This is a genomic window from Streptomyces sp. DT2A-34, assembly GCF_030499515.1.
Classification (GTDB): Bacteria; Actinomycetota; Actinomycetes; order Streptomycetales; family Streptomycetaceae; genus Streptomyces.
On record NZ_JASTWJ010000001.1, the window covers coordinates 4,740,179 to 4,763,687 of the forward strand.

Annotated in this window: 21 protein-coding genes, 1 tRNA gene and 4 pseudogenes; 7 read left to right on the forward strand and 19 right to left on the reverse strand. The window is 70.0% G+C overall.

Features of this window, described 5'->3' with window-relative positions; all coding sequences use genetic code 11:
* Positions 1-168: 168 nt before the first annotated feature.
* Both QQM39_RS20855 and dcd read right to left on the reverse strand, forming a co-directional pair.
* Entirely contained in the window at positions 169-687 is a 519-nt protein-coding gene (locus QQM39_RS20855) for a phosphoribosyltransferase (protein ID WP_301998719.1), read from the reverse strand.
* Positions 688-695: 8 nt separating this feature from the next.
* The gene (gene dcd / locus QQM39_RS20860; protein WP_301998720.1) at positions 696-1,271 is read right to left on the reverse strand and encodes a dCTP deaminase; all 576 of its coding nucleotides are present in this window, start codon (positions 1,269-1,271) and stop codon (positions 696-698) included.
* A 571-nt stretch (positions 1,272-1,842) separates the two neighbouring features.
* On the opposite strand from dcd, the gene QQM39_RS20865 reads away from it, so the two are divergent.
* Positions 1,843-1,916 (forward strand) — tRNA-Gly (locus tag QQM39_RS20865).
* A gap of 217 nt (positions 1,917-2,133) precedes the next feature.
* Here the strand turns inward: QQM39_RS20865 and QQM39_RS20870 are convergent.
* Positions 2,134-2,775 (reverse strand): tyrosine-type recombinase/integrase, encoded by a 642-nt coding sequence (locus QQM39_RS20870; protein ID WP_367668954.1) that lies wholly within the window; start codon positions 2,773-2,775, stop codon positions 2,134-2,136.
* A 1,152-nt stretch (positions 2,776-3,927) separates the two neighbouring features.
* On the opposite strand from QQM39_RS20870, the gene QQM39_RS20875 reads away from it, so the two are divergent.
* On the forward strand, positions 3,928-4,767 hold the full coding sequence (locus QQM39_RS20875; protein WP_301998722.1) for a trypsin-like serine protease: 840 nt from the start codon (positions 3,928-3,930) through the stop codon (positions 4,765-4,767).
* Positions 4,768-4,918: 151 nt separating this feature from the next.
* On the opposite strand, the gene QQM39_RS20880 is transcribed toward QQM39_RS20875, so the two are convergent.
* On the reverse strand, positions 4,919-5,071 hold the full coding sequence (locus QQM39_RS20880; protein ID WP_301998724.1) for a hypothetical protein: 153 nt from the start codon (positions 5,069-5,071) through the stop codon (positions 4,919-4,921).
* A gap of 217 nt (positions 5,072-5,288) precedes the next feature.
* On the opposite strand from QQM39_RS20880, the gene QQM39_RS20885 reads away from it, so the two are divergent.
* Positions 5,289-9,005, forward strand: a complete 3,717-nt coding sequence (locus tag QQM39_RS20885; protein ID WP_301998725.1) for a hypothetical protein — start codon at positions 5,289-5,291, stop codon at positions 9,003-9,005.
* 282 nt (positions 9,006-9,287) lie between these two features.
* Here QQM39_RS20885 and QQM39_RS20890 read toward each other — a convergent pair whose 3' ends face one another.
* The 7 genes and pseudogenes from QQM39_RS20890 to QQM39_RS20925 form a co-directional block, all read right to left on the reverse strand.
* A complete protein-coding gene (locus tag QQM39_RS20890) occupies positions 9,288-10,190 on the reverse strand; it encodes a hypothetical protein (protein WP_301998726.1) in 903 nt (300 codons plus the stop codon).
* Between the two features lie 437 nt (positions 10,191-10,627).
* A pseudogene (locus QQM39_RS20895) lies at positions 10,628-11,110 on the reverse strand (site-specific integrase); the annotation flags it as partial.
* Positions 11,110-11,322, reverse strand: a complete 213-nt coding sequence (locus QQM39_RS20900; protein ID WP_301998728.1) for a helix-turn-helix domain-containing protein — start codon at positions 11,320-11,322, stop codon at positions 11,110-11,112. The gene QQM39_RS20900 and the pseudogene QQM39_RS20895, both read right to left, overlap by 1 nt.
* A gap of 108 nt (positions 11,323-11,430) precedes the next feature.
* Positions 11,431-11,991, reverse strand: a pseudogene (locus QQM39_RS20905) (replication initiator); the annotation flags it as partial.
* A gap of 76 nt (positions 11,992-12,067) precedes the next feature.
* A pseudogene (locus QQM39_RS20915) lies at positions 12,068-12,265 on the reverse strand (sigma factor); the annotation flags it as partial.
* Positions 12,266-12,462: 197 nt separating this feature from the next.
* Positions 12,463-13,353 (reverse strand): XRE family transcriptional regulator, encoded by an 891-nt coding sequence (locus tag QQM39_RS20920; RefSeq protein ID WP_301998730.1) that lies wholly within the window; start codon positions 13,351-13,353, stop codon positions 12,463-12,465.
* On the reverse strand, positions 13,350-14,147 hold the full coding sequence (locus QQM39_RS20925) for a peptidoglycan-binding protein (protein ID WP_301998732.1): 798 nt from the start codon (positions 14,145-14,147) through the stop codon (positions 13,350-13,352). The genes QQM39_RS20920 and QQM39_RS20925 overlap by 4 nt, the downstream gene beginning before the upstream one ends.
* A 323-nt stretch (positions 14,148-14,470) precedes the next feature.
* On the opposite strand from QQM39_RS20925, the gene QQM39_RS20930 reads away from it, so the two are divergent.
* On the forward strand, positions 14,471-15,022 hold the full coding sequence (locus QQM39_RS20930; protein ID WP_301998733.1) for a peptidoglycan-binding protein: 552 nt from the start codon (positions 14,471-14,473) through the stop codon (positions 15,020-15,022).
* Positions 15,023-15,390: 368 nt separating this feature from the next.
* Positions 15,391-16,485: a peptidoglycan-binding protein gene (locus tag QQM39_RS20935; RefSeq protein WP_301998735.1), complete on the forward strand. Its 1,095-nt coding sequence runs from the start codon at positions 15,391-15,393 to the stop codon at positions 16,483-16,485.
* Here QQM39_RS20935 and QQM39_RS46230 read toward each other — a convergent pair.
* From QQM39_RS46230 to QQM39_RS20970, 8 genes and pseudogenes are all read right to left on the reverse strand, one after another.
* Positions 16,442-16,741 (reverse strand): LLM class flavin-dependent oxidoreductase, encoded by a 300-nt coding sequence (locus QQM39_RS46230; RefSeq protein WP_367669698.1) that lies wholly within the window; start codon positions 16,739-16,741, stop codon positions 16,442-16,444. The two genes, QQM39_RS20935 and QQM39_RS46230, sit on opposite strands and share 44 nt — an antisense overlap.
* Entirely contained in the window at positions 16,738-16,914 is a 177-nt protein-coding gene (locus QQM39_RS20940) for a hypothetical protein (RefSeq protein ID WP_301998737.1), read from the reverse strand. Before QQM39_RS20940 ends, QQM39_RS46230 begins: the two co-directional genes overlap by 4 nt.
* A 135-nt stretch (positions 16,915-17,049) precedes the next feature.
* Positions 17,050-18,105, reverse strand: coding sequence for a CocE/NonD family hydrolase (locus tag QQM39_RS20945; RefSeq protein ID WP_301998738.1), 1,056 nt, complete (start codon positions 18,103-18,105; stop codon positions 17,050-17,052).
* 88 nt (positions 18,106-18,193) lie between these two features.
* Positions 18,194-18,364, reverse strand: a pseudogene (locus QQM39_RS20950) (CocE/NonD family hydrolase); the annotation flags it as partial.
* 132 nt (positions 18,365-18,496) lie between these two features.
* Positions 18,497-19,375: an alpha/beta fold hydrolase gene (locus QQM39_RS20955; RefSeq protein ID WP_301998740.1), complete on the reverse strand. Its 879-nt coding sequence runs from the start codon at positions 19,373-19,375 to the stop codon at positions 18,497-18,499.
* A gap of 28 nt (positions 19,376-19,403) precedes the next feature.
* Positions 19,404-20,105 carry an SDR family oxidoreductase gene (locus QQM39_RS20960; protein ID WP_301998742.1) on the reverse strand — a complete coding sequence of 234 codons (702 nt, stop codon included), beginning with the start codon at positions 20,103-20,105 and terminating at the stop codon, positions 19,404-19,406.
* A 366-nt stretch (positions 20,106-20,471) separates the two neighbouring features.
* The gene (locus tag QQM39_RS20965; RefSeq protein WP_301998743.1) at positions 20,472-20,873 is read right to left on the reverse strand and encodes a hypothetical protein; all 402 of its coding nucleotides are present in this window, start codon (positions 20,871-20,873) and stop codon (positions 20,472-20,474) included.
* A gap of 156 nt (positions 20,874-21,029) precedes the next feature.
* Positions 21,030-21,680 (reverse strand): MMPL family transporter, encoded by a 651-nt coding sequence (locus QQM39_RS20970; RefSeq protein ID WP_302003659.1) that lies wholly within the window; start codon positions 21,678-21,680, stop codon positions 21,030-21,032.
* 47 nt (positions 21,681-21,727) lie between these two features.
* On the opposite strand from QQM39_RS20970, the gene QQM39_RS20975 reads away from it, so the two are divergent.
* Positions 21,728-22,741, forward strand: coding sequence for a DUF3533 domain-containing protein (locus QQM39_RS20975; protein ID WP_301998745.1), 1,014 nt, complete (start codon positions 21,728-21,730; stop codon positions 22,739-22,741).
* A gap of 192 nt (positions 22,742-22,933) precedes the next feature.
* Entirely contained in the window at positions 22,934-23,506 is a 573-nt protein-coding gene (locus QQM39_RS20980) for a TetR/AcrR family transcriptional regulator (RefSeq protein ID WP_301998746.1), read from the forward strand.
* Positions 23,507-23,509 lie beyond the last annotated feature (3 nt).

The following is a 23,509-nucleotide window of genomic DNA, read 5'->3' on the forward strand; positions in this document are numbered from 1 at the left end:
TCCGTGAGGGGGTCAGGGGGCCGTTGAGACGAGCCAGGCCCCCGCTCGGGGTGCTGGCACGACTCGCCGAGTACGCGGACGTGCCCGAGGGGCGGGCGGTGCTAGGCGGCGTCGCGTGACGGGCCCCTAGGTTCCCCGAGGATGGAGGCCAGGGGCTGTGACCTGGTCTCACGCGTCCAAGACGGTGGTGTGGTGCTGGACCACTGGGGGCTCAACGCTCCACGGGAAATTAATCCAGATCGAGTCATCGGTGCGCTTCCACACGTACTCGCACTTCACCAGGGAGTGGGACTTCTCATAGATCACGGCGGACCGCACCTCGGCGACATGGTCGAGGCAGAAGTCGTGCACGAGCTTCAGCGTCTTGCCGGTGTCGGCGACGTCGTCGGCGATCAGGACCTTCTTGTCGGTGAAGTCGATCGCGTTGGGGACGGGAGCGAGCATGACGGGCATGTCGAGGGTGGTCCCCACACCGGTATAGAACTCGATATTCACGAGGTGGAGGTTCTTGCAGTCGAGCGCGTAGGCGAGCCCCCCGGCGACGAACACGCCACCGCGGGCGATGCTGAGCACGATGTCCGGCTCGTACCCGTCGTCGGCGATGGTCTGCGCGAGCTCACGAACGGCGACACCGAACCGCTCGTAGGTCAGGTTTTCCCGCACGCCCGCTGCCGCTGTGTCACTCATGCCGCTGCTCACACCTGGGTCCGATGGAAGTTCTGGAAGGACCGGGAGGCGGTGGGCCCGCGCTGCCCCTGGTACCGGGACCCGTACCGCTCGCTCCCGTACGGGAACTCGGCGGGCGAGCTGAGCCGGAACATGCACAGCTGCCCGATCTTCATGCCGGGCCAGAGTTTGATCGGGAGCGTGGCGAGGTTGGACAGCTCAAGGGTGACGTGCCCGCTGAAGCCCGGGTCGATGAACCCGGCGGTGGAGTGGGTGACCAGCCCGAGCCGCCCGAGCGAGGACTTGCCCTCAAGCCGGGAGGCGAGATCATCGGGCAGCGTGATGACCTCGTACGTAGAGGCCAGCACGAACTCCCCGGGGTGCAGGATGAACGGCTCGTCGCCCTCGGGCTCCACGAGCCGGGTCAGGTCCGCCTGCTCGATGGAGGGGTCGATGTGCGGGTACCGGTGGTTCTCGAACACCCGGAAGTAACGGTCCAGCCGCACGTCGATGCTGGACGGCTGCACCATGGTCTGGTCATAGGGATCGATCCGTACCCGCCCGGCGTCGATCTCGGCCCGGATGTCCTTGTCTGAGAGAAGCACGCCCCGAGGATACGCAAGGCGCGCGGAACGGCCACAATCGCGACCACCCGCGCGCCCGGCACTGCACCTGCTGGTACTGCTACTGCGGCACCTGCTCCCGCTACCCCTTACCGCTATCCCTTACGGCTACCGCTTCTCCAACGCCACCGGCACCACACTGCGGAGCCGGGCACACCGGGGACACCGAAGGAGCCGGCCTGGGCCGAGTCGCTCGGCCTGCTGCATCGGGAACGAAGCGGTGCTGAACACGTGCCCATCGGCACAACGGACGACGGTGCGCTCCATCAAGTCCTAGAGTCCCTTCCCCAAGAGCCGCGTCGGCTGCTACCTGCCTGACGACGAGAGGCCACATTACGGGATCAAAGGGACGGCCCTCCAGGCGGCACTCCGCCCCCGCCCGGACCCTCTCCGACCCCTCCACCGTACGCCCCAACTCCGGTACCCCGCAGCCACATCCCGCCCCCTGAAACGCACTCAGGCCCCACGGCGTCAGCGCCGGGGGCCGGTGATGAGGTACAGTGACCAGGCGATCGGACACCGCCTCCGGATAATCTCGGGGCAGGCGTCTTACGCGGGTGTAGTTTAATGGTAGAACATCAGCTTCCCAAGCTGAGAGCGCGAGTTCGATTCTCGTCACCCGCTCCACGTAAAACCCCCAGGCCAGCAGCCCGGGGGTTCTTTGTTGTCTAGATCGGTGCGCGGGTGGCGCACCACAACCGCACCATAAGGACTCGGCTAGGTACCGGTGGCCTCCTCCTTGTGGTGCGCCGAGTCGCCCGTGTGGTTCTTCGCACGCTCGGCGCGCACCATCTCGTCAAGGCCCGCCGCCAAGTCGCGCTGCCGCTCGTCGTCGGAGTGCTGGTTAGATCAGCGCGGCCTTCTCTGAGGACTGTCCCGCCCGAACCATGGTGTCTTTGAGCGTGGCACCGGAGCGCGTGGACAGCGTGTGCCCGGTGTGGCGTAGGTCGTAGAAGCGGAAGCCGTCCGGCAGCCCCGCGGCGGCACGGGCACGACGCCACTTCCGGCCGAAGGGTGTGCGGCGGAAGGCAGCGCCCTTCTCCCCGACGAAGAGAAGTCCATCGGGCCCCTTCTCCGCGTACCAGGCGAGGTGGCACTTCACGGTCCTTGTCCAGGAAGGCCGGCAGGACGACGAGACGGGCGCCCGCATCGGACTTGGTGGCTCCGGGAGCGCGTTTCCCGTTCGTCCGCTCGACTCCTCGGCGACGCGGACACGGATCACAAGGTTGCCGAGGTCGACGTCTCGGCGCCGGAGGCCGGCCAGTTCTTCGGGTCGCATCGGCCCGTACGCCCCGAGGTAGACCATGAGGCGCCAGCGGATACCGATCGCTTCGGCGATGGCGTCGACCTGGACGACGGTGGCGATCCGGCGCTCAGCAGCGGACTCCTTGCCCGCACCCTTGATCCGGCACCGGTTGCGACTGATGAGGTCGTCATCGACGGCGGCCGACACCGGCGCCGAGCGCCCTTGGACCCGGGGTCTCATCGAGCGCGTCCGTGGGGGGCGTACACGTCCGCGGGGGAGGGTGAGCCGTTCGTCGGCATTCTGGCGGAGGGCGAGGAGAACCCGTATGCGACAGGGAGGCGGCACTCCGAGGTGTTCGAACAGTGAAGGGATCTCAGTGGTCGACCCGGCGGTCGCCACCCAAAGCGCACAACGCCCAGGCCCGGCGTGCCCAGTGTAGAAGTCCCGTGAAACCGGATGGAACTCGAGGCTTCGAGATTCTCTTACCGCACGGTAGCGGGTGAGATGAGCTGCCGGGGGACGGCCTGACACCATCGACCATCACATGAGGCCTTGTTGATACATCATCGAGGAAGCGCCCGGAGCCTCGGACTCCTCCGGGCCTTTCGTCTCACGCGCTTTGGCTCCGACCGCCACGGCCAAGTCGTATCCGCAGTACCTGGAACCGCGCCGGGACGCGGTGCTCGGTCCCGTTCCAGGGATCAAGAGGCTGTACTGGGCCGCAAGCGCCGGGACCGGCGCTGTACCCTCCGATGCCCGGCCGGCGGCTTCGGTGCAACCGCCTGGGGCTGCCGTCGGGGCGCGAGCACCGCGACGACAGGGCTCCGCCGCCACGGGCAAGGCATCCCCGACCGCCCCGCTGCCCGACAGCGGCTTCGACCCGCACCACCCGATGTCCGCGCCGCCGCCGAAGCCGCGCCCCGACGCCGTCCTCATCGCCGCTCGCGGCCATCGTGCCGGACACCCGTACACGGCCGGGCGGTTACGACCTGGCTCCGGTACGTCCTGTGAGCGGTGCCTGGGAGCCGTGGCGTACGGCGACGGCTCCACGACCGCGGGGCCGCACGATGCTGACGCTGGTCCCGTAGCCCAGATGGGCACTGGCCCGCCCGGAACGACCGTCCCGGCGAGGCGTACGCCGCTCCGCGGTCACTCCCGCACCCCGCGCCGCCGACCATAGGCGCCGGGTACCTTTTCATGCTCCCGAAAAGGATTCACCTTTACTTCGTCGCTGAATTCGCGTAATGCGCGGCGATATTGAAAGTTGCTATGTTGCCCGGAGCAGTTGACGGTCCGTCACGTTAACCAAATTCCCCCCTCGTTGAAGTTCTCTGAACTTCTGTGGGTCCGCACATCCAAATCCCTCCACAACTCCCCGAGGAGTTTCAGTCCGTGTTCAAGCACAAGCGCAGAGCGTCCGGTAAGAAGAAGGCGACGATATTCGGTCTTGCGGCGACCGGAGTCGCGGTCGCCGCGGTCGTCGCCGCAACGTCCTCGCAGGCCATCGTCGGTGGCGAGACCACCGAGGTCGAGAAGAATTCGGCCCTGGTGATGATCCAGTACAGCGACGGCTACTTCTGCACCGGTTCGGCCATATCGCACACGGTGATCGTCACCAGTGGCGCGTGCCTCCTTGGTTCGGAAGAGTTGTCGAACATTACGGTGATCGCCGGCCGCGACAACGCACTTGACGAGAAGCAGGGCATAAAGCGGACGCCCGACGGTTGGTGGCTCCCCGCGAAGTACAGCGACTACAGCTGGAGCGACAACAAGGGCAAGTTCAGCGACGTGCCCACCAACGACATCGCCGCTATCCACCTCTCCGAGCCCCTGCCCAGCGACTACAAGACGGTCGACTGGGTCCCGTCCGGCTTCAAGTACAAGGCCGGTACCCCGGCCCGTATCCTCGGCTGGGGCACCACGTCCGAAGAGCAGGAGGAGACAACGGGCGAGCTGCGGGAAGCGAACATCGAGGTCCTGCCCAACTCCGACTGCCAGAGCGTCTACAAGGACGACTACAAGTCCGGGAAGATGGTCTGCGCCGGAAAGCCGGACGGCGGCGTCGACGCGTGCAAGCACGACAGGGGCGGGCCGCTGCTCATCTCGGACGGGAAGGAAGAGCGCCTGGCGGGCATCGTCTCCTGGGCCGACGGATGCGCTCGGGCGGACGGCCCCGGCGTCTACACCAAGGTGTCCACCTGGGCGAAGGATCTGGCGCACATGCCCAACTAGCGGGCGAGGCACGGCCGGTGCGCCATCGGTCGTCGCCTGAACACTGGCTCTGCCCTGCGGGGACATGACACTCCACAAGAGTGTGTCATGTCCCCGCGCTTCGTCTGCCTGGCGTCACCCCGACGTAAACGCGTCGCTCTCCGCCGGTCCCTCAGCCCCCGCAGACCTTGCGGTACGGCGCGTCCGGGACGTACGTACGCCACTGGTCCCTGGTGAGATCCGCTCCGCCGGCCCGTGCGCAGACCCGCGCCCCGGCGTGCTGATCGCCACCCGCATCGGCCAGGAGGTCATGGGCCAGGGACACAGAGGCGTGGACCGTCGCGCCGGGTACGGCCTTCCACTGGGCGGCGTTCTTGCGGTCGGTGACCGGGCCGCCGTCGATCGAGCCGGAGCACAGGGCGAGTAGGCGGGCCGTGTCGTAGGGGCCGGCGGAGAAGACGACAGCCCGGACAACTCCATGCCGGCCGCCGGGTCGTACGCTGGCTGCCGAGCGTTGTCCTCTGCGGGGAATGGGCTGATCTGTGGGGCGTCCCGAAAGACCGGTGGATCCCGATGGCGGTCCTGTGCAGCGGCTCGCCCATGAGCTGCGCGAGTTGCGCCGGGCCGCCGGCAGCCCGCCGTACCGGAGCATGGCCCGGGTGGCGGGCTTTTCGGTGACGACCCTGTCCCAGGCGGCGGGTGGGGAGCGGCTGCCGTCGCCGGCCGTCCTCCAGGGGTATGTGCGGGCGTGCGGTGGCGATCCGGCGGAGTGGGAACTGCGCTGGAAGGCGGCGGAGGCCGAGGCGGCACAGGTGCCGGTGCGCGGCGAGGGGGACGCGTCGCCGCCGTACCGGGGGCTGGCACGGTTCGAGCCGGCCGACCGTGAGCTGTTCTTCGGCCGGGACCGGCTGGTCGACGAGCTGTGCGAGCTGGTGTCCGGGCACCGGTTCGCGGTGTTGTTCGGGGCATCCGGCAGCGGGAAGTCGTCGCTGCTGCGCGCAGGGTTGATCCCCCGTATCCGGGAGGAGATCGCGCGCCGCGACCGCCCGGCGGTGCTGCGGGTCCTCACTCCCGGGGCCAGGCCCGCTGCGACGTACGGGCACCTGCTGGCACCGGCGGAGGGCGAGCCGGAGAGCTGGGTGGTGGTGGACCAGTTCGAAGAGGTCTTCACCCTGTGCCGGGACCGTGCCGAGCGGGCCCGGTTCCTCGACCTGCTGCTCGCCTCCCGTGACCCGGACACCCGGCTGCGGGTGCTCATCGCCGTACGCGCCGACTTCTACCCCCGGTGCACCGAGCACCGGGGCCTGGCGGACTCCCTGCGCGGTGCCGGACTTCCGGTCGGACCGATGACCGCGGACGAACTGCGCGAGGCGGTCGTCAGACCGGCGCAGGCGGTCGGGCTCCAGGTGGAACGGGAACTGACCGCGCGGATCGTCGAGGACGTCCTCGACCAGCCCGGCGCCCTGCCGATGCTCTCGCACGCCCTGCTGGAGACCTGGCGGCGCCGCAGAGGCCGACTGCTCAGCCTCGCCGCGTACGAGGCGGCCGGCGGGATGCGCGGCGCGATCGCGGCCACCGCCGAGGAGGCGTACGCCCAGCTGTCCCCCGGCCGCAGACGCACCGCCCGGCAGCTGCTGCTGCGGCTGATCGAGCCCGGCCGGGGCACCCCGGACACCCGGCGCCCGCTGCCCCGGGCCGAGCTGGACGAGTGGGCGGATCCCGAGGTGCCGCCGGTGGTGGAGCGGCTGGCCGGTGCCCGGCTGCTGACCGTGGACGAGGACGGCGTCCAGCTCGCTCACGAGGCGCTGATCACCAGCTGGCCCCGGTTGCAGGGCTGGCTCGACGAGGACCGGGAACGGCTGCGGCAGCACCGGCACCTGACCGAAGCCGCCCGCACCTGGCTGGAGCAGGACCGCGACCCCGGCACCCTGTACCAAGGCACGCGCCTGGCCCGCGCGCAGGAGCTCTTCGCGGACGACGACTCGCTGACCGTCTCCGAGCGGTCGTTCCTGCTGGCTGCGCTGGAGGCCCGCGAGGCGGAGCGACGGGCCGCCGTCCGCACCGCTCGGCGCTCCCGGCTGCTGCTCACCACGCTGTCCGCCGTGCTGGCGGTGGCGCTCCTCGCCGGCCTGGCCGCCTGGCAGCAGCATCGTGACAACGAGCGGCAGCGCACCGACACCGCGGCACGCCGCGTCGCCGCCGTCGCCGACGCCCTGCGGACCACCGACCCACGGACCGCGATGCTCCTCGGCGTCGCCGCCTGGCGCATATCCCCGCTGCCCGAGTCCCGCCGTGCCCTGCTCGGCTCCCTCGCCCAGCCCGAACTGGGCATTTTCACCGACCCCTCACCGAGCGAGGGCTCCACGCGTTTTCTCGCCGACTCCGGCCGCACGCTGCTCGGCGTCGACGGCCGTACCTGGCGCAGATGGGACGTCACCACCGGCCGCCTTGCCGCCTCGGGCCGGCTGCCGGAGGGCAGCAGCGTGCTGGGGGCCGGTCCGGACGCCCGCCTGCTCGCCATCGACACGGGCGACGGCGTACGCCTCTGGGACACGGCCGCCGGCCGCTGGACCGGCGCCCCGAAGGTGACGTCCGCCATCGTGGACCTCGGGGCCAGCGGCCGCGGCTACGTGACGATCGGCATCGATGACGACCGCGTACAGCTGCTCTCCGTCGCGGACGGCAGGGTGCTCTTCGAGACCCGGGGGGCCTCTCAGGGAAGAGTGGTCCCCGGTGCCGACGCCCGGCTGGTGGCCGTCTGCCCCACCGGGAAGACCCCGCAGGTCTGGGACACCGGCAGGCACCGCCCCCTGCCCGGTGCCTGGGAAGAAGCCCGCGGCGCCTGTGACGACACCCACGACTCCATCGTGTTCGACAGCGCCCGGCTCGCGGCCGTGTCCGCGAAGGGGGTGCGCGTCTGGGACACCGCTTCCGGACGCCGGGTCGCCGATCTCGACGTCCCGGGCGTGCAGTTCGCCGTCTTCAGCAAGGGCAGCGACTTCCTCGCCACCGTCGACGGCCAGGAAATCAAGGTGTGGCGCCTGTCGGCACCCGACGCCCCGGTGTTCCGGCACGCCCTGAACAACCAACTGCTGCTGTACGGCCTCGCTTGGGACCCCACCCGCCCCGTCCTGCGCTACCTCGAAGGCGGCACCGTCCACTCCCTCGACCTCACCGCGGCCGTCACCTCCGCCTGGCGCGCCCACCCCCTCGCCGCAGAGGTGCTCAGCCCGGACGGCCGTACGCTCGCCACCGCCGAACTCTCCGGCGGCCACTACCGCTTCCAGCTCCGCGACGGCCGCGACGGCCGCGTCCTGCGGACGCTGCCGACCCCGCCGCCACCGGTCCCCCGCGACCGTACGCGGCCGCTCGTCGCGCAGGACAAAGAGGCCCTGATGGCGTTCAGCCCCGACAGCACCACGCTCGTCTACGGCGTCTCCACTCCCGTCGTGGAGGCGGTATCGCAACGCTTCACGGTCTGGGACGTGCCGCACGACCGCGCCCGCACCACCCTGGACCTGGCGACCCCGGCATCCGCCGCGGGCACGGTCGCACTCGCCCTGGGCTCCGACGGCCGCACCCTCTACACCGCCCGCGCACCGGGCATCGGCGAACTGCGCAACGAGACGTGGGACATGGCCCGTCACCGCAGAACCGCGGTCCTCCCCGGCCGGGCCGGCTCCCACCTGGCCGTGCACCCCGACGGCCGCCTCCTCGTCACCGACGACCGAATCGTGCGTGCGGGCAAGGCCGTCGCCCACGACCTGGTCCAGGGCGACCTGATCGGCGCCCTCGCCTTCGCCGCCGACGGCTCCCGTCTGGCGGCCGGCGATCTGACGGGCCGTGTGGCGCTGTGGGACGGCACGCTCCGCCACCGCGCGGGCATCCTGCGGAACGTCTTCCCCGCCCCGCTCGGCGACTTGCCGGAATCGGTCAGCGCCCTCGCGTTCAGCCCCGACGGCCACACCCTGGCCGTGGGCGGCGCAGGGGGCAGCCTCCAGCTCTGGGACACCGCCACCCAGCAGCCCCTCGGCGGACCGCTGACCACAGCCGGCGACAGCATCGACACCCTCGCGTTCAGCAGTGACAGCGGCACCCTCTATGCCGGCAGCGCCCACATCCCGCTCCAGCGGTACACCGTGGACGCCGAGCGCGCCGTCACACGGGTCTGTGAGCGCGCAGGCGGCGCGGACCTCACCAGGGACCAGTGGCGCACTCACATCCCGGACGTGCCGTACCGCAAGCTCTGCTCGGACTGAGGGCACCGGAAATCCAGCGGCCGAGGGCCCGGACGACGAAAGACACCGCAGGCTGCTCATCGCGGCAGGCGCCGTCCGGTGGACAGCACCGGATCCCGGCCCCGCCACCGTGTGCAACCCCGGCTTCTCGGCCGGCGCTGTGAGCGGGGAAGGGCCTTTCCGGATCTCCGGCCCTCAGTGCTCCTCCAGCGGTGTACTCACCTTTCGCTTGTCCAGGGTCACGCACCAGAACTCGCGAAAGCGACCACCGCCGTCCGGGCCCCGTACTTCATGGGGACCAGGTCACCGGGTGGTACCGGCCTTTCGGGAAAACACGTCCGTCACGTCGACGGAGACGTCGTTCAACGGCACGGTGACGTTGAAGAGCACCGGCCGCGCGTAGAAGCACTCCGCCTTGGCGTCGCACTCCTTCCCATCCTGGTACGGAGTCCGTTCGAGGCGGCTCATACCCAGCGCCACGTCGCGGATCATGCCGCTGCCGAGGTTGCCGGGGCAGAAGTCGACCGCGTCGCGCACGTCGAGGGTCAGTCCGCGCACGTTGAGGGTGACCTTCGTCTTGCCGTTCGAGGTCGTCCGGGCCAGTGAGTACCTCCCGGTGATCTTCCGCTGGTCCGGTACGAAGGTCCCGTCGGCGAGTTCCACGCCGCTGAGACCGCCCGCGACGAATCCCGGGGTGGTTCCCAGGTCGCTCCAGGCGATGCGCAGGTCCGTTCCCAGGCCCGCCTTCTTGAGGCTGTAGTTCTTCCCGAACGCGGGGGAGGCGGTGGGGAGCTTGTCCTTGAGGCTGTCGACGATCCCGCTGACGGCCTTCTTCGTCTCGGCGGCGTTACGGAAGTCGGCGCTGACCTGCTTGCCGCCGACCTTGGTCCGCTGGTGCGTCACCGGGCCAGGAGTGAGATAGGTGTCGTACAGCTTCTGGGCTTCGGGCATGTCGAAGATATCGGTCCACAGGCCGATCACCTCCTGGCCGGCGGCGAGCGCCTTCCGCGCGTCCGCCTTCTTGCCGAAAGCCGTGCACTGCGCCGGATCCTGCTTCGGGAAGGACACCTTGGCATGCGCTGCCGCGGCCTGTGCCGGAGCACCGCTCCGCGCTGGTGCCGCGTTCGCGGTGGCGGCCGACGCGCCGACGAGCAGGCCCGCGGCGATCAGGGACAGAGTGCCCTGCAGTTTTCTGTTGCTCTTCATGGACAGCTTTCTTTGATGACCGTTGATCAGGTGGTTTTTGTCGCGGCCGTTCCACCCCGGACCAGCGGGTCTGAGGGAACAGTGCGCGCAGCGGTGCGCGCCACTGCCGCAACCGAGCCGCCTTGCCGGCAGCGGGCATGAAGCGGTCGTTCAGTCGCTCGGTTACCGGAATCCGGGCGCGCTGTGCGGTCGTCTCCATAGGCGCCGCGACGGTGATCGACATCCCGCGGTCGCGGGGCGTCAGCCCGATGCCATCACCAAGACTGGCCACCCGAGTGTTGTTTGGCACCCCCTTTCACCAGGGCAAACAACTTGGCACGGGCCGACGGGTCGGACACCAGCCGCTTCGCCCTCCTGGCAACAGCACACATGGAGCGGAATCCGGCCGGCTGCGGCTGAGTGCTGAGGGGGCCTTGGCCCAAGGAGAGTTCAACGTTGATCCGGCACGGGTTGCGCTGGATCAGTTCGTCATCCACGGCCGTCTCCATGATTGCCTTGAGGAGCCGGTACGCCTTGGCCGTGATCGTCTTGGCCCCTGTGATGCGCAGGCGTTCGGCCCGCCACTCGCGGACGCGCGGGGCGGTGATCTCGTCCAAGTCCAACTCGGCGAAGGCGAACAGGTGTTTGTCGAGGAGGTAGCGGTACAGGTCCTGGGTCAGTGCAGCGAGCTCTCGTTCCTCCACCCACTTGTCGGCGTAGGCACGGAAGCTCACAGCCCCGGCATCCGGGGCACGCCACTCGCCACGGCGGACCTCTGTCCGCTTTTCAGCAAGCCAGTCGTCCGCGTCAGCCGTCGTCTCGAAGGTGACGGGCGCCGGGCGCATCACGCCGTCAGGCCCCGGATGGCGCGCCTGGTACCGGCCGGACGGAAGCCGTCTGATCGCCCCGAAACGGCGCCGCCTGCCTTTGCTGTTGGCCATCAGGGAACCCTCCTGTAACGCGCACGGGGTCGCCTGAGCGGCTCGACGGTGCGAGACGAGATGAACTCCGCGACCGCGCTCTCGGGGATGCGGACGTGCCGACCGACCTTCACGTACCGGATGCGCCGCTCCTTGATGAGCCGCCGGGGGAAGCGGGTGGTCGTACCGAGCAGCTCGGCAACCTGGTCGACGGACAGGTAGCGGTCGTTCATGTGGTCGGCTCTCCTTCCGTTCCGGCGGCGGGTTCGAGGGATGCGGCCCAGCCACTGCTCACCACTGCTGAGACCAGTTCCGGCGAAGACCCGGTGGGCGAGGACGAGCGTGGTTTCGTCGTCCTGCGGGACGGCCGGGGCGACTTGGGCGCGGCGCCAGTCGGCGCGGGCGTCGCGGAGGGCGCCGAGGGTGGTGGAGTAGCGGCGGGACTTGGTGGAGAAGTGGCCGCGGAATCCGAGCATGTGGGCCCAGGCGCGGAGCCGGAGGTCTGCCGGCTCGGGGCGTGCGCCGAGGTCCCAGGCGGTGCGGATCATGCGATGGGCATGGTCGGTGATCCGGGCCCCGGCCGGCTCGGCGAGGAACTTGATCGGCCGGTCCAGGGTGCCGGTCGCTGTCTCGGCGCCCTTGGTGGCGTACTTCGCGATGTACGCGGCCACCGCCCGCTCAGTGAGCTCCTGGCCGCCCTCGAAGCCGGCCGAGCGGATCGTGCGGACGTCGAGCTGACGGCCGAAGGCAAAGGTGTGCGTCCGGCCGTCCTCGTGGCGCAGACGCTCGACGACAAAGCCGCGGATGTCGTCACGTACCGCGTCGGCATCCCACCTGGCCCTCGACAGCAGGTGCTGCAGGCCGTACGGGGTCGCGTCCCCGGCCTGCTCCGCAGGCGTCCAGCACATCTCCAGACCGCCGGTCGGAGGGCCGGCCAGGCTGGAACCGTTCCTCCGGACGTACAGGGCGACAGCCTCCGGCGCCGTTCAAGTCCCGTTCGGCCCGGCGTTCCCAGGTCCGGACGAAACCCTCCTGGACCACATCCTGCGCCTCGGCGAGGTCGCCTGTCATCGCATACAGCCGACCGATGAGTCGGCCGACGCCCGCGGCGTAAAAGGCGTCGAACTCGTGCTCGTCCGCACCCTGGCCGCCGCGCGGTTCAGCTGGTGGTCGCATGCCTCTCTGGTCACGCTGCGCCGTGCCACTTGGCTCCCTCGCATCGACTCCCTCGAACCACAAGAAGTCAGCGACTCACGCGCAACCCCCGGGCCCCGACGCCGAGCTCTTCCGACCACCACCGACGGCCTCCCCACCCGCCTACCCCCCCACTAGGAATTCCCGACTTCGGCATCGACACGTCCGAGGGCCGGACGCTACTCGCGAGAGCCTGACGCCACTGGAGGTGAGGGCAGCCGGGTCGTGGTGGCGGCCCCGCCCACGCGGGCCTCGAAGCACTCCCGTTCGCCGTCGGCCGACGCGGGCCGGAAGCAGGCCCGGACGGTGCTGCCGGGACGGACTTCGGTCATCTCCGTATAGATGAAGGTTGCCGCGTCGTCCTTGTTCCTGATGCGCACGCTGTGGGTCGGGCCGCCTGCCGTGACGTCCACCCGGTCGCCGATCTCGGTCCCCCAGGTCCGGGCCCAGCTCGCACCGCACTTCTTGCTGTGGCGCAGCTCGACGTGGGCGCCGGTGGCAGTGGGGTACGAGGCGAGGGTGTCGGGGCCGATGCCGCAGATCAGGCGCATCGGGTCCCGGCCCTCGCAGGCGGCTCCGTGGCATTGGGGAGCGAGGGAGAACGGGACGGAGGCCTGTAGTGGTTCGTCCTCCTGAGCCTCCGAGTCCGGCAGCAGGAGGAACAGCAGGGCCGCAGCACCACCGACGATCACTGTGTACGCCGACGCCAGCACCACCAGGAGCCTGCTCCCGCCACGTCGCCGCCGCCCGGTCCCGGCGGGTGGTGGCGCCTCCTGAGGTTGTGGCCGCGGCGACTCGTCCGTGGGAGGGGCGGGTGCGGGGGCCACCGCGCGTCCGCTCCAGTGTGACTCGGCGATCTCCCACAGGGCCAGCAGCCGCCCGTCCGGTTCGTTCGCGAGCCGGCACAGTTCCCGTACGGCCTGGCGAGGAGGCAGGCTCTTGCCGTTGAGGTAACGCTCCCACGAGGACTTGCTGTACGCCGTCCGCTCAGCCAGCGCCGCCAGGCTCAGCCCCGCACCGGCCCGCAGCTCCCGCAGCGCCGCGGCCAGCCGGGTGTGTTCCGCGGTCACTTCGGATCCGCCTCCCGCAGGGCCTGCCAGGTGGGCGGGTCGATGACTCCGTTCACGATCAGCCCGTTCTGCTTCTGCATGCGCTCGACCGCTCGCCGCGTCTTGGGGCCGAAGACGCCGTCGATGTCCCCTGGCGCGGTGCCCGCCCGGTGCAGCAGGCACTGCGCCTCGGCCACTTCGAGCCCCACGTGGGTGTTGGACAGGAGGATGTCCGTGGTCCGGCTCAGGCCCGCGTACCAGCGGCCGTCACGCTGCTCCAGCCGGCAGGTGTAGATGACCGGCACCAGGGACTCCGACACGGTGGCCGGGGCCGTCGCGACAGCATCGCCGCGGTCGTGCGCGAGCTGGGCACGGGCCTCGGTGAGCCGCACGGCCAGCAGGAGCGCGGCGGAGACGGACAGCGCCGTGACCACGGCTCCCGCCGTGAGCGCGACGCGCAGGTGTCGCCCGTACGGCTGCTGCTCCGTGGGGGTGCGTTCCGGTGTCGCGGAGAAGTCCTCGGGGGTGTCGGTGGTGACCGCCCGTCCCTCCGCCCAGCGTTGGGCGGCGATCTCGTGCATCGCCAGCAGCCGGTGCGGATCGTCACCGCCGACGCGGGCCATCGCCTCGACGGCCTCCCGGGGCGGCAGAGACCTGCCGTTCAGATATCGCTGCCACGACTTCGCGCTGTACCCGGTCCTGGCGGCCAGTTGCCGCGTGCTCAGTTCGCTGTGGTCCTTCAGCCTGCGCAGTCGCACGATCAACTGATGGGCGTGTGGATGCAGTTCTACAGGCAGTGCCTTCCAGCGCGACACGCTTCCCCCACTCGCGTTCGGGACCGCAGGCCCGCCCCCCGTGTCCCCGTCTCATTCTGCATCAGCTGTCACGGGGATCACAGAGCGGCCACCCCGCCCCGGTGCGACCCCGCCCTGGCGCGGAGTCAGCCATCCCCTCGTCGCAGTCCCGCCGCAGGGACTCGGCGGGCGGCGTCTCCGCAGGTCAGCGCGCGGGACGTCTCGGGATGAGGTCACTTCCGCGCCAGCTGTGGCCGAACATCACGCCGAACCCGCAGTCTCGTCGCGGAGCCGGCCGGTGCGGTCGGCTCCGGCAAACGCACGCCAATTGGGGAAGGAACACAATGAACTTCGGTACGACTCGGACCCGCCTCGCAGCTGCCGTCGCAGCCGCCGTCGCGACGGGCGCGCTGGCCGTGAGCGCCTCGCCCGCCTCGGCCACCTCCTCCCAGGGGTACTTCACCGGTTACGGCACCACATGGACGGACGACTGGAGCAACGAGGGAACACTGTCGTCCAGCAGCTACGCCAGGTCCAACGCCACCTGCCTGTGGCAGAAGATCCTCTGGGCCGAGGGCGCGACGGAGAGCAACGGCACCGCCTACGACTCCGCGGACATCGACGGCATCTTCGGCTCCAACACCACCTACGCCACCAAGCGGCTTCAGACGCGCTGGGGCCTGGACGACGACGGACTGGTCGGCCCCCAGACGCTCAGCGCAGCGGACAACAAGCTGCGGTACAGCTCGGGCAGCACGTCCTCCGGGACGCTCACCCTCACGTACGACGGCATTTCCCACGACTTCACCATGACGCGCTCCGACAGCAACCAGTACAGGTTCTACCAGGAGGGTGTCTGGCGTCTCGCGGGCTACAACTACCGCAGCTGCAGCTGACCACACGTCCTACCGGGGACCGTCGGTCGGCAGCTGGGCGAACGACGCCGACGCCATCAAGATCTGGCGCGACCCCGATGCCGGCAAGCGCAGCGGCACCTGGAAGGCACAGCAGGGCCGCATCAAGGACGGCTGGCCGGCGCCCCTGACACACGCGGCCCGTTCCCTCGGGCAGGAGGAGACAGGCCGCGTGCGTCCCCTCCGGTCCACCCAGTGATCCGGACGAAACCGCCTGTCCAGTCCCGTCCTTCGCAACAACGCCGGGCCCGTCAAGGGCCGCAGGCGGCACTCGATGAATGACAAGCACTCCAAGTCCTGGTCGGCCCACTCGGCTCGGCGTGCCACAACAAAGGGAAATACGGGGAATCATGTCTCTTCGCAGCCGACTCACGCGCCGCGCGCAGGTCACTCTCATAGGCGTCGCCGCCGGAGGTGTCGCGGCCGCAATCGCCGTCGTACCGTCGTTCGCCGACAGCGACTCCTCGGAGCCGGCGACGGTCGCCGCCCAGAAGGAGACCGACTACGGGCCCGAGCCCGAGGCCGACAGCAAGCTCGTCACCCAGGCCGGCGAGCTGTCGACCATGGCCACGGCCACGCTCTCGCGCGACACGATGATCAACCGGGCCCGTACCTGGCTCACGGCCAACAATGGAGCCCCGGTCCCCTACAGCATGGAGCGCACTTGGAAGGACGGCTACCGCCAGGACTGCTCCGGCTATGTCTCCATGGCGCTCGGGCTGGGGAAGCCCGGCCTGAACACCGTCGGGCTGGCCGACTCGCGAAACGGCGTCACCACACGGCTCAGCAGCATGAGTCAGCTCAAGAAGGGTGACCTGCTGATCGACTACAGCACCACTGACGGCGATTTCCGTCACGTAGTGATCTTCGAGAAGTGGGCCGACACGTCGCACAGCGCCTACTGGGCGTACGAACAGCGCGGTACGTACGGCACGACCCACCGGCAGCTCAAGTACGGGATCGGCAGTGACAACTACGACCCCTTCCGCCCGGTCAACCTGGGTGACGGCGGTGGCGGCGGACAGCTCCCCTCCCCGGGTGTCTCCTGGCCGATCCTCCAGAGCGGTTCCAAGGGCGCGGACGTGCGGTCCGCCCAGCAGCTGCTGACCGCGCGGGGCTACACGGTCGAGGCCGACGGCCTCTTCGGCCCGAATACCCGCTCCGCGGTGATCCAGTTCCAGAAGTCCCGCTCCCTGGCCGCTGACGGCGTCATCGGCCCGGACACCTGGTCAAAGCTGATCACGGCGGTGCAGTACGGCTCGTCCGGCCAAGCGGTGACGGCAGCACAGACGCAGCTGAACGTCTACGGCTACGGCCTCGCGACCGACGGCAGGTTCGGCTCGAAGACGAAGTCTGCGACGGTCGCCTTCCAGAAGAACCACCACTTGCAGGCCGACGGCGTCATCGGCCCGGAGACCTGGCGCGCCCTGCTCGGCACCCGCTGACGCGAGCGGTCCCGGCGGCCGACCGACGGCTCCTTCCCACTGCGCCCGCAGCGGGAAGGAGCCGTCGATGTATGGGACGGCCGAAGTTCGCCGCGGCGGCAGGGTCCGAGGTGGTGACCGCGTTCCAGCCGGCCCGGCCGTGGCTGATCACGTCGAGCGCCTTGAACTGCCGGGCACGGGTGTAGGGCTCGTTGAAGGTGGTGGAGGCGGTGGCGACAAGGCCGATCCGTTCGGTCTCGCGTGCGATGGCCGTCATGACCAGCAGCGGGTCGATCGGGAAGTGCGGGGCCTGAGCTTCGAGGTCCACGTCCAGGACCGGGTGTCCGCGAAGAACAGCAGCTGGATCTTGCCGCGCTCGGCCGCCTGCGCGTAGCGCACGAACTGGTCCATGTCCGTGTAGTGGACAGGTTCGCGCCCGGCAGGCGCCATGCACCGGGTTCGGCTCCGTAGCCGCTGGTGAACTGCATGCACAGGAGCATCTGTTGGCTTGTCATGGTCGCTCCTCCAACGAGGCGGAATGGTGCATGGCGTATGCCAGGGCGCTTAGGAGAGGGCCCATGCGCATCAGTGGAGAGCAGGGGTGCCGTGGAGAGCCCGGCCGCGGCGCTCCGCACGAGAGGAGTTGTCGGGGACTTCTCGTACGGGGTGTGCGCCGCGGGGCGGCGGCAGCGTGGTCACCTGTGGGCGGCGCGGTTCAGCTCGACGACGTCCTCCAGGGTGGGCTCGGCACCGAGGGCGGCGAAGCGCTCTGCCATGCTGTCCCGGACCGCCGCGTCGGAGCGCGCCGCCGGTGGTGGGTACCGGGTCCATGGGGTCGTAGGAGAACTCCTCGGCCTGCTCGGCGGTGGACGGCGGTTCAGGGGTCAGGCGTCCGTCCGCGCGCAGGTGGAAGTCCGTGTCCACGGCCCGCGACAGGGGCCATTCCGTCTCCTCGCGCCACTGGTTGACGCCCATGACGAACAGCAGCACCTTGCCCGCGTCCGGCGCCTCAGCCTCGCCGTCGCCGATCGTGCGCCGGAACCAGTCGAACTGCATGTCCGCCAGGCGCCCGCGCATGGCCATGAAATCGGAGTCCGCGCCGAACCCGAAGTTGACGTCCCCGACCACGTGCCGCCAGTTGGTGTGGGTCCAGGGGCCCGTGATCAGCGTGGCGGACCGGCCGGCCCGCCGCATGGCGGTGAAGTTGTCGAGCGTGCCCTGACTGAAGATGTCGAACCAGCCACCGACCTGGAACTGGAAGGTGGGCAGATCGACCTCGTCGTGCCGACCCGCGACGCGGCAGGACGCCGCCCACTCGGGCTCGCGGCGGGAGCGTTCGTAGCCGAGCTCGGGCAGGTCGTGCCGGGCGAACGCGGGAAACCGCCCGATGGGCAGCTCCCCGTAACCGCCGTTCGCCAGGCCGTCAAAATCCTGCACGAGCCCGGTGATGCCGCTCACGAGCCCGTCGAGGTCGGTGCTGGGACGGCGCATCAGGGTGTCGGCGCCCTGCAGGAGGGACCAGGGGACGGTGAGGCCGAGTTCGATCGCGCCGCCGCGCGTCCACAGCCCGTCGTCCGGGTCGGACCACGTGATCACCGGCGCGATGGCCTTCAGCTCCGGCGGCTTCGACAGCGCCGCCATCCACTGGGTGTTGCCGAAGTAGCTGCCCCCCGACCATGCCGACCGAACCGTTGGAGCCGGGGAGGGCGGCGGCCCACCGTACGGTGTCGTAGCCGTCGCTCTCCTCGTACGTGAACGGCTCCCACTCCCCCTCGGAGGCGAACCGGCCGCGGGTGTCCTGGACGACCACCATGAACCCGCGCCGGGCAGCCGCCGGCGGATCGAGCATGACGGTCATCATGGGGGTCTGCTTGCCGTACGGCAGCCGACTCAGCAGCACCGGCCACGGCCCGTGCCGCCGGGACGGTACACATCCGCGCGCAGCACCGTGCCATCACGCATCTGCGCCGGAACGTCGACCTCGATCTGGATCCCCGCCGCGCACTGCTCCTCAGGTCAGTGGTCCCGGGGGTCAGGCCACGGCGTTCAACAGGTCGGCCAGCACGTCGGGCCGTTCCAGGGCGATGAAGTGGCCGGCCTTGGGGACCTGCGTGAAGTCGGCGGCCGGCAGCAACTCCTTGTTGGCTTGCCGGTCCGAGGGACGGGACCAGTCCTTCTCGCCGTAGACGAGGTGGATGGGGGCCTTGACCTCGGGATAGCGCGAGCGGGCGGCGATGAGGCTGGGCAGGTTTTGGTACACGGCCCGGGCGACGGTCGGGTAGCCGGGGCGGCTGCCCACCTGGAGGAGCTCGTCCACGTAGTCCTCCCGCAGCGCGCTCTCGTCGCCGAGGCCGCCCTGCAGGATCTTGCGGAGGGCGGGCCTGGGCTCCACCCCGGCAATCACCGGGCCCACCCCCGGGGCGAGAACACCGCTGATCACCACACGGGCGAGGAGGCTGGACCGGGCGATTCCGCCGCGGAAGTCGTAGGTGTTGACCGCCACGACGCGCCGGACCCGCTCCGGGAGATCGGCCGCTGTGGTCAGGGCGAGCACCGCCCCCATGGACTCCCCGACCAACGTCACGTCGTGGAGGTCGAGTTCGGTCAGGAGCCGCTCGACGCCCGCGCGCATGGCCGGCTCGTCGTACGACGCCCCGGGCACGATCTCGGAGTAGCCCATCCCCGGCAGGTCGAGGGCGTACACGGTGTAGTGGTCCGCGATCAGCGGGATGAGGTGGCGGAAGTGCTCGGCCTGCGTGCGCACGGTGTGCAGCAGGACCAGGGGGGCGCCGGTGCCCGCCTTGAGGTAACGCAGGGTTCCCTCGCGGCCGTCGAGTCCCACGCGCGGGGCGAGGGTGTGGCTGGTGGTCCCCGGAATGTGGATCGTGGGACGTGACTCGTGGTCGGGCATCTCGCCGACTCCTCGTGTGTGAAGGGGGTTACTTCGCCAGCTGGGCGTACAGGCCGCCCAGGTCGCCGGCCAGGCCGGCCTTGACCTGCCGCGAGATGTCGTCGGCGAGCACCTCGTACGCGCCCGTCTCGACGCCGTCGAGGGCGAGTGCGGCGACGTCACGGGGGTCGGACTTGGGTGCGTCGACGCCCGCCGCGAGGTCCGTGTCGACGTAGCCGACGTGAAGTCCGGTGACGGCGATGCCGCGCGGCTGCAGCTCCAGGCGCAGGGAGTTGGTCTGCGACCACAGGGCGGCCTTGGAGGCGCTGTAGGAGCCGCCGAGGGCCAGCCAGGAGAGCACGGAGTGCACGTTGAGGAGGTGGCCGCCGCCGTTGCGCTCGATGAGGGGCACGAAGGCGCGGGTGAGAAGCAGCGGGCCGTAGAAGTTGGTCTCGAACTCCCGGCGGACGTCGTCGACCGGGGAGTCGAGGAAGGACGCGCCGACCGAGGCACCGGCGTTGTTGATCAGCACGGTCACGTCTTGCGCCTGCGCGGCGGCGGCCGCCACGGAGGCCGGGTCGGTGACCTCCAGCGCCACCGGGACCGCGTCGGGGTGCGTCACCGTGCGCGGGTCGCGGGCCGTGGCGTAGACCTTGCCGGCACCGCGCGCGTACAGCTCCTCCACCAGCGCCTTGCCTATGCCTCGGCTGCCGCCGGTGACGAAGACGTTGGCGCCCTTGAGTGCGGTCATGACTGCCTCCACAAAATGAGAAACCGATCGGTTTCCACTAAGATAAACCGATCGGTTTCCAGGCGCAAGCCCAACAGGGTCCCCGGCTTCACCGGGGCGTTCCGTCACCTCGTGGATCCCCGGGGTGACGAGCTCTCCACCTGTCTGTCCGGCCTGGTTTCCCGACCGTGTCGCAGAGCCAGTCCGGGACGGTGTCGGGCGTGAGGTGGAGGCGGAGGGCTGGGGGCAGGGGGAGGCCTTCGACGCCGGAGAGGGTGCCCGTCAGGCTCTCGACGTACATGGTGATGTGGTCGCCTCGCAGCGTGGACGTCGAGCCGGGCGCTCCGTCGATGTGCTGGATCTGCGGGCCGACGGGTACGGCCGTCTTCAGGTCGCGGATCGTGACGGCCGCTGCGGAACACTTGAGGACCCCTTGGGCCCGCCGGCCGTGTCCCCGGTCACCACTCCACCGAAGACGAGGTCGCGCAGTTCGAGGCGGCTTCCCTTCATGTTCCAGGACTCGGCGGCGAATCGACCGGCGCTCGTGTCCTCGGGAGCCTTGAGATCGCTGATGTCACAGGTGCGGGCGGCCCCTGTGGTGGGCGCCGGTTGGGACGACGGCGCCGTGGGCCGACGGCCGGGGGTGGGTGACGTGTGAGGTGCGGCCGGTGGCGCGTCGGATGGTTCCGCGGTCGTCGGCGTCGGCGTCGGAGCGGCCAGGCTCAGCGAGGGACTCGTGTCGGGTGCCGGACTCTGCTGCCCGGTGTCGCCGCGGAGTGCTGTTCGCACCGGTCGTCAGGCTGCTGCGGCGCCTGGCCCAGGAGGACGCGAACCATCGTCGCCACGGTCGCCGGGCGTGCGGGCGTGCGTGCGGGCGGGGGAGCAGCCGGCGGAGTGAGTCCCCTGCGGGGTGCCGACGTGTCACCGGCACCCCGCTCGCAGGGTTCAGCGCACGGCGACGGGTACCGGCTTGTCGGCGGTGTCGTCGGCCGGCAGGTCGGCCTCCTTGATGCCGAACCGGTCGCAGAAGCGAGCGAGTGGGCCCGGAGCCCACCAGGCCGCTCTGCCCAGCAGCCTCATGACGGCCGTTCCCAGCAGGATGCGCACCACCAGCACATCCACCAGGACCGCGAACACCATGCCGACACCGAAGAGCTTGATGGTCAGCACATCGCTCATCCCGATCGCCGCGAGCGGCACGCACATCAGCAGCGCCGCGCTCACGACCAGGCGGCCGATGACCTGCAGCCCGGTCGCCACGGCTTCCGTGCTGTCGCCCTGCTTGTCGTACTGCTCCCGCATCCGGGACACCAGGAACACCTCGTAGTCCAGGGAGAGTCCGAAGATCAGCGCGAACAGCATGATCGGCAGGTTGGGCTCGATGTTGCCCGTCGGATCGAAGCCGAGCGGGTTGTGCGGATGGCCGTCCTGGAAGATCCAGACCAGGACGCCGAAGGTCGCGGTCAGCGACAGCATGTTCATCGCGATGGCCTTCAGCGGCAGCAGCACCGAGCCGAACGCGAGGAACAGCAGGAGGTACGTCATCACCGCGATGTAGAGCAGCATCCACGGCAGGGTCTCGCCCAGTGCGTCCAGGGTGTCGTCGTAGACCGCCGACTCGCCGCCGAAGTACGCGCGGGGAGATGAAGGAGCAGCTCGGCAAGGGCAAGCTGTTCGGCGCGCTCGTCGTCCCCGCCGACTTCACCTCCTCCGCCACCGCACTGACCGGCACCGCGCCCGCCGGGACCCCGGCCCGCCCGACACTGACGGTGCTGACCAACCAGTCCGCCGGCAGCCTGGGCTCCGGCCTGGCCCGGACGGCGACGACCCAGGCGGCCGAGAACGCCTCGCTCCAGGTGGGCAAGGAGCTGACCGCCCAGATCGGGACTGCGCAGGCGAAGCTGCCCGCAGCGGCACGCGTCCTGCTCGCCGACCCGGCCGCCGTCACGGTCGAGGACGGCCACCCCCTCGACTCACGCAGCGGCCTGGGCCTGACGGCGTTCTACTACGCACTCACCCTCGTGGTCGTCGGCATGCTCTCCGCCAACGTCATCAGCGGCCAGGTCGACCACGCCCTCGGCTACACCCACAACGACATGGGCCCGCTGCGCCTGCACCGCCCGCTGATACGGGCGACCCGGGTCCAGACCTTCGCCATCAGCAGCACCCTCATGACCGGCCTGTCCCTGCTGACGGGCACCCTGGTCATGGTCGGCGCGGTCGGCATCATGGGCATGGACGCCGCCCACCTGCCCCTGCTGTGGCTGTACTCGGTGTGCGCCATCGCCGTCACCGGGATCGGCGCGCTCACTCTCCTCGCCGTCTTCGGCACGCCCGGCATGCTGGTGGTCACGCTGGTCTTCATCGGGATGGCGGTACCCACGGCCGGGGCCACCACCCCCATCGAGGCGCTGCCCGGCTTCTACCGCTTCCTCTCGGAGTTCGAGCCGCTGCGGCAGATCACCGGCGGCATCCGCTCGATCCTCTACTACGACGCCCAGGGCGACGCGGGTCTCACCCGCGGCTGGGTCATGATGACCGCCGCCCTCGCGCTGGCCGCGCTGTTCGGCTTCGGCGTACTCGGGTGGTACGACCGCAAGGGGCTGCACCGCATTCCAGTGGAGACGACACCCGAGAAGGCCACCGTCCCCGCGTAGCGGAACGCAGCCACCCAGAACGGGGCCATTACTCGGAGTGGCCCCGGTGTGTGTCGCCTGCCGAGGACGACAGACGCGCACACCATCATGGCTTGGCGACGGTCTTTCCCCCAGGCCGTCGCCAAGCCTCTGCCCGGAGCCCCTGAAAACCGATCGGTTTTCATTTCGTCCCCTTCGGGTTAACCTCGCCGCATGACCACCGAAGTGAAGCTGAGCCCCAGGGAGCGGTTGCTGGAAGCGGCGGCCACGCTCACCTACCGAGACGGCGTCAGCATCGGCGTCGAGGCGCTGTGCAAGGCGGCGGGGGTGTCGAAGCGCTCCATGTACCAGCTGTTCGAGAGCAAGGACGAACTCCTGGCAGCAAGCCTGAAGGAGCGCGCCTCCGCCTACGTGGCGACTCTCCTGCCCGCGGCGGACGACGGCGGCCGGTCACCCCGCGAGCGGATCCTGCACGTCTTCGAGCAGGTGGAATCACAGGCCGGCGCCCCCGAGTTCCGCGGCTGCCGGTACCTGGCCGTGCAGATCGAACTCAAGGACCAGAGTCACCCCGCGAGCCGGGTCGCCCATCAGGTCAAGGCGAACCTGACCGCCTTCTTCCGCGCCGAGGCCGAGCAGGGCGGGGCGGGCGATCCCGATCTGCTGGCCCGGCAGCTCAGCCTGGTCTTCGACGGCGCCAGCGCCCGCGCGGGAATCCAGGCCGACAACCTGACCGGGCTCATCGCACCCACGGTAACCACCCTGCTCGACGCGGCAGGCGTGCGCTGACGC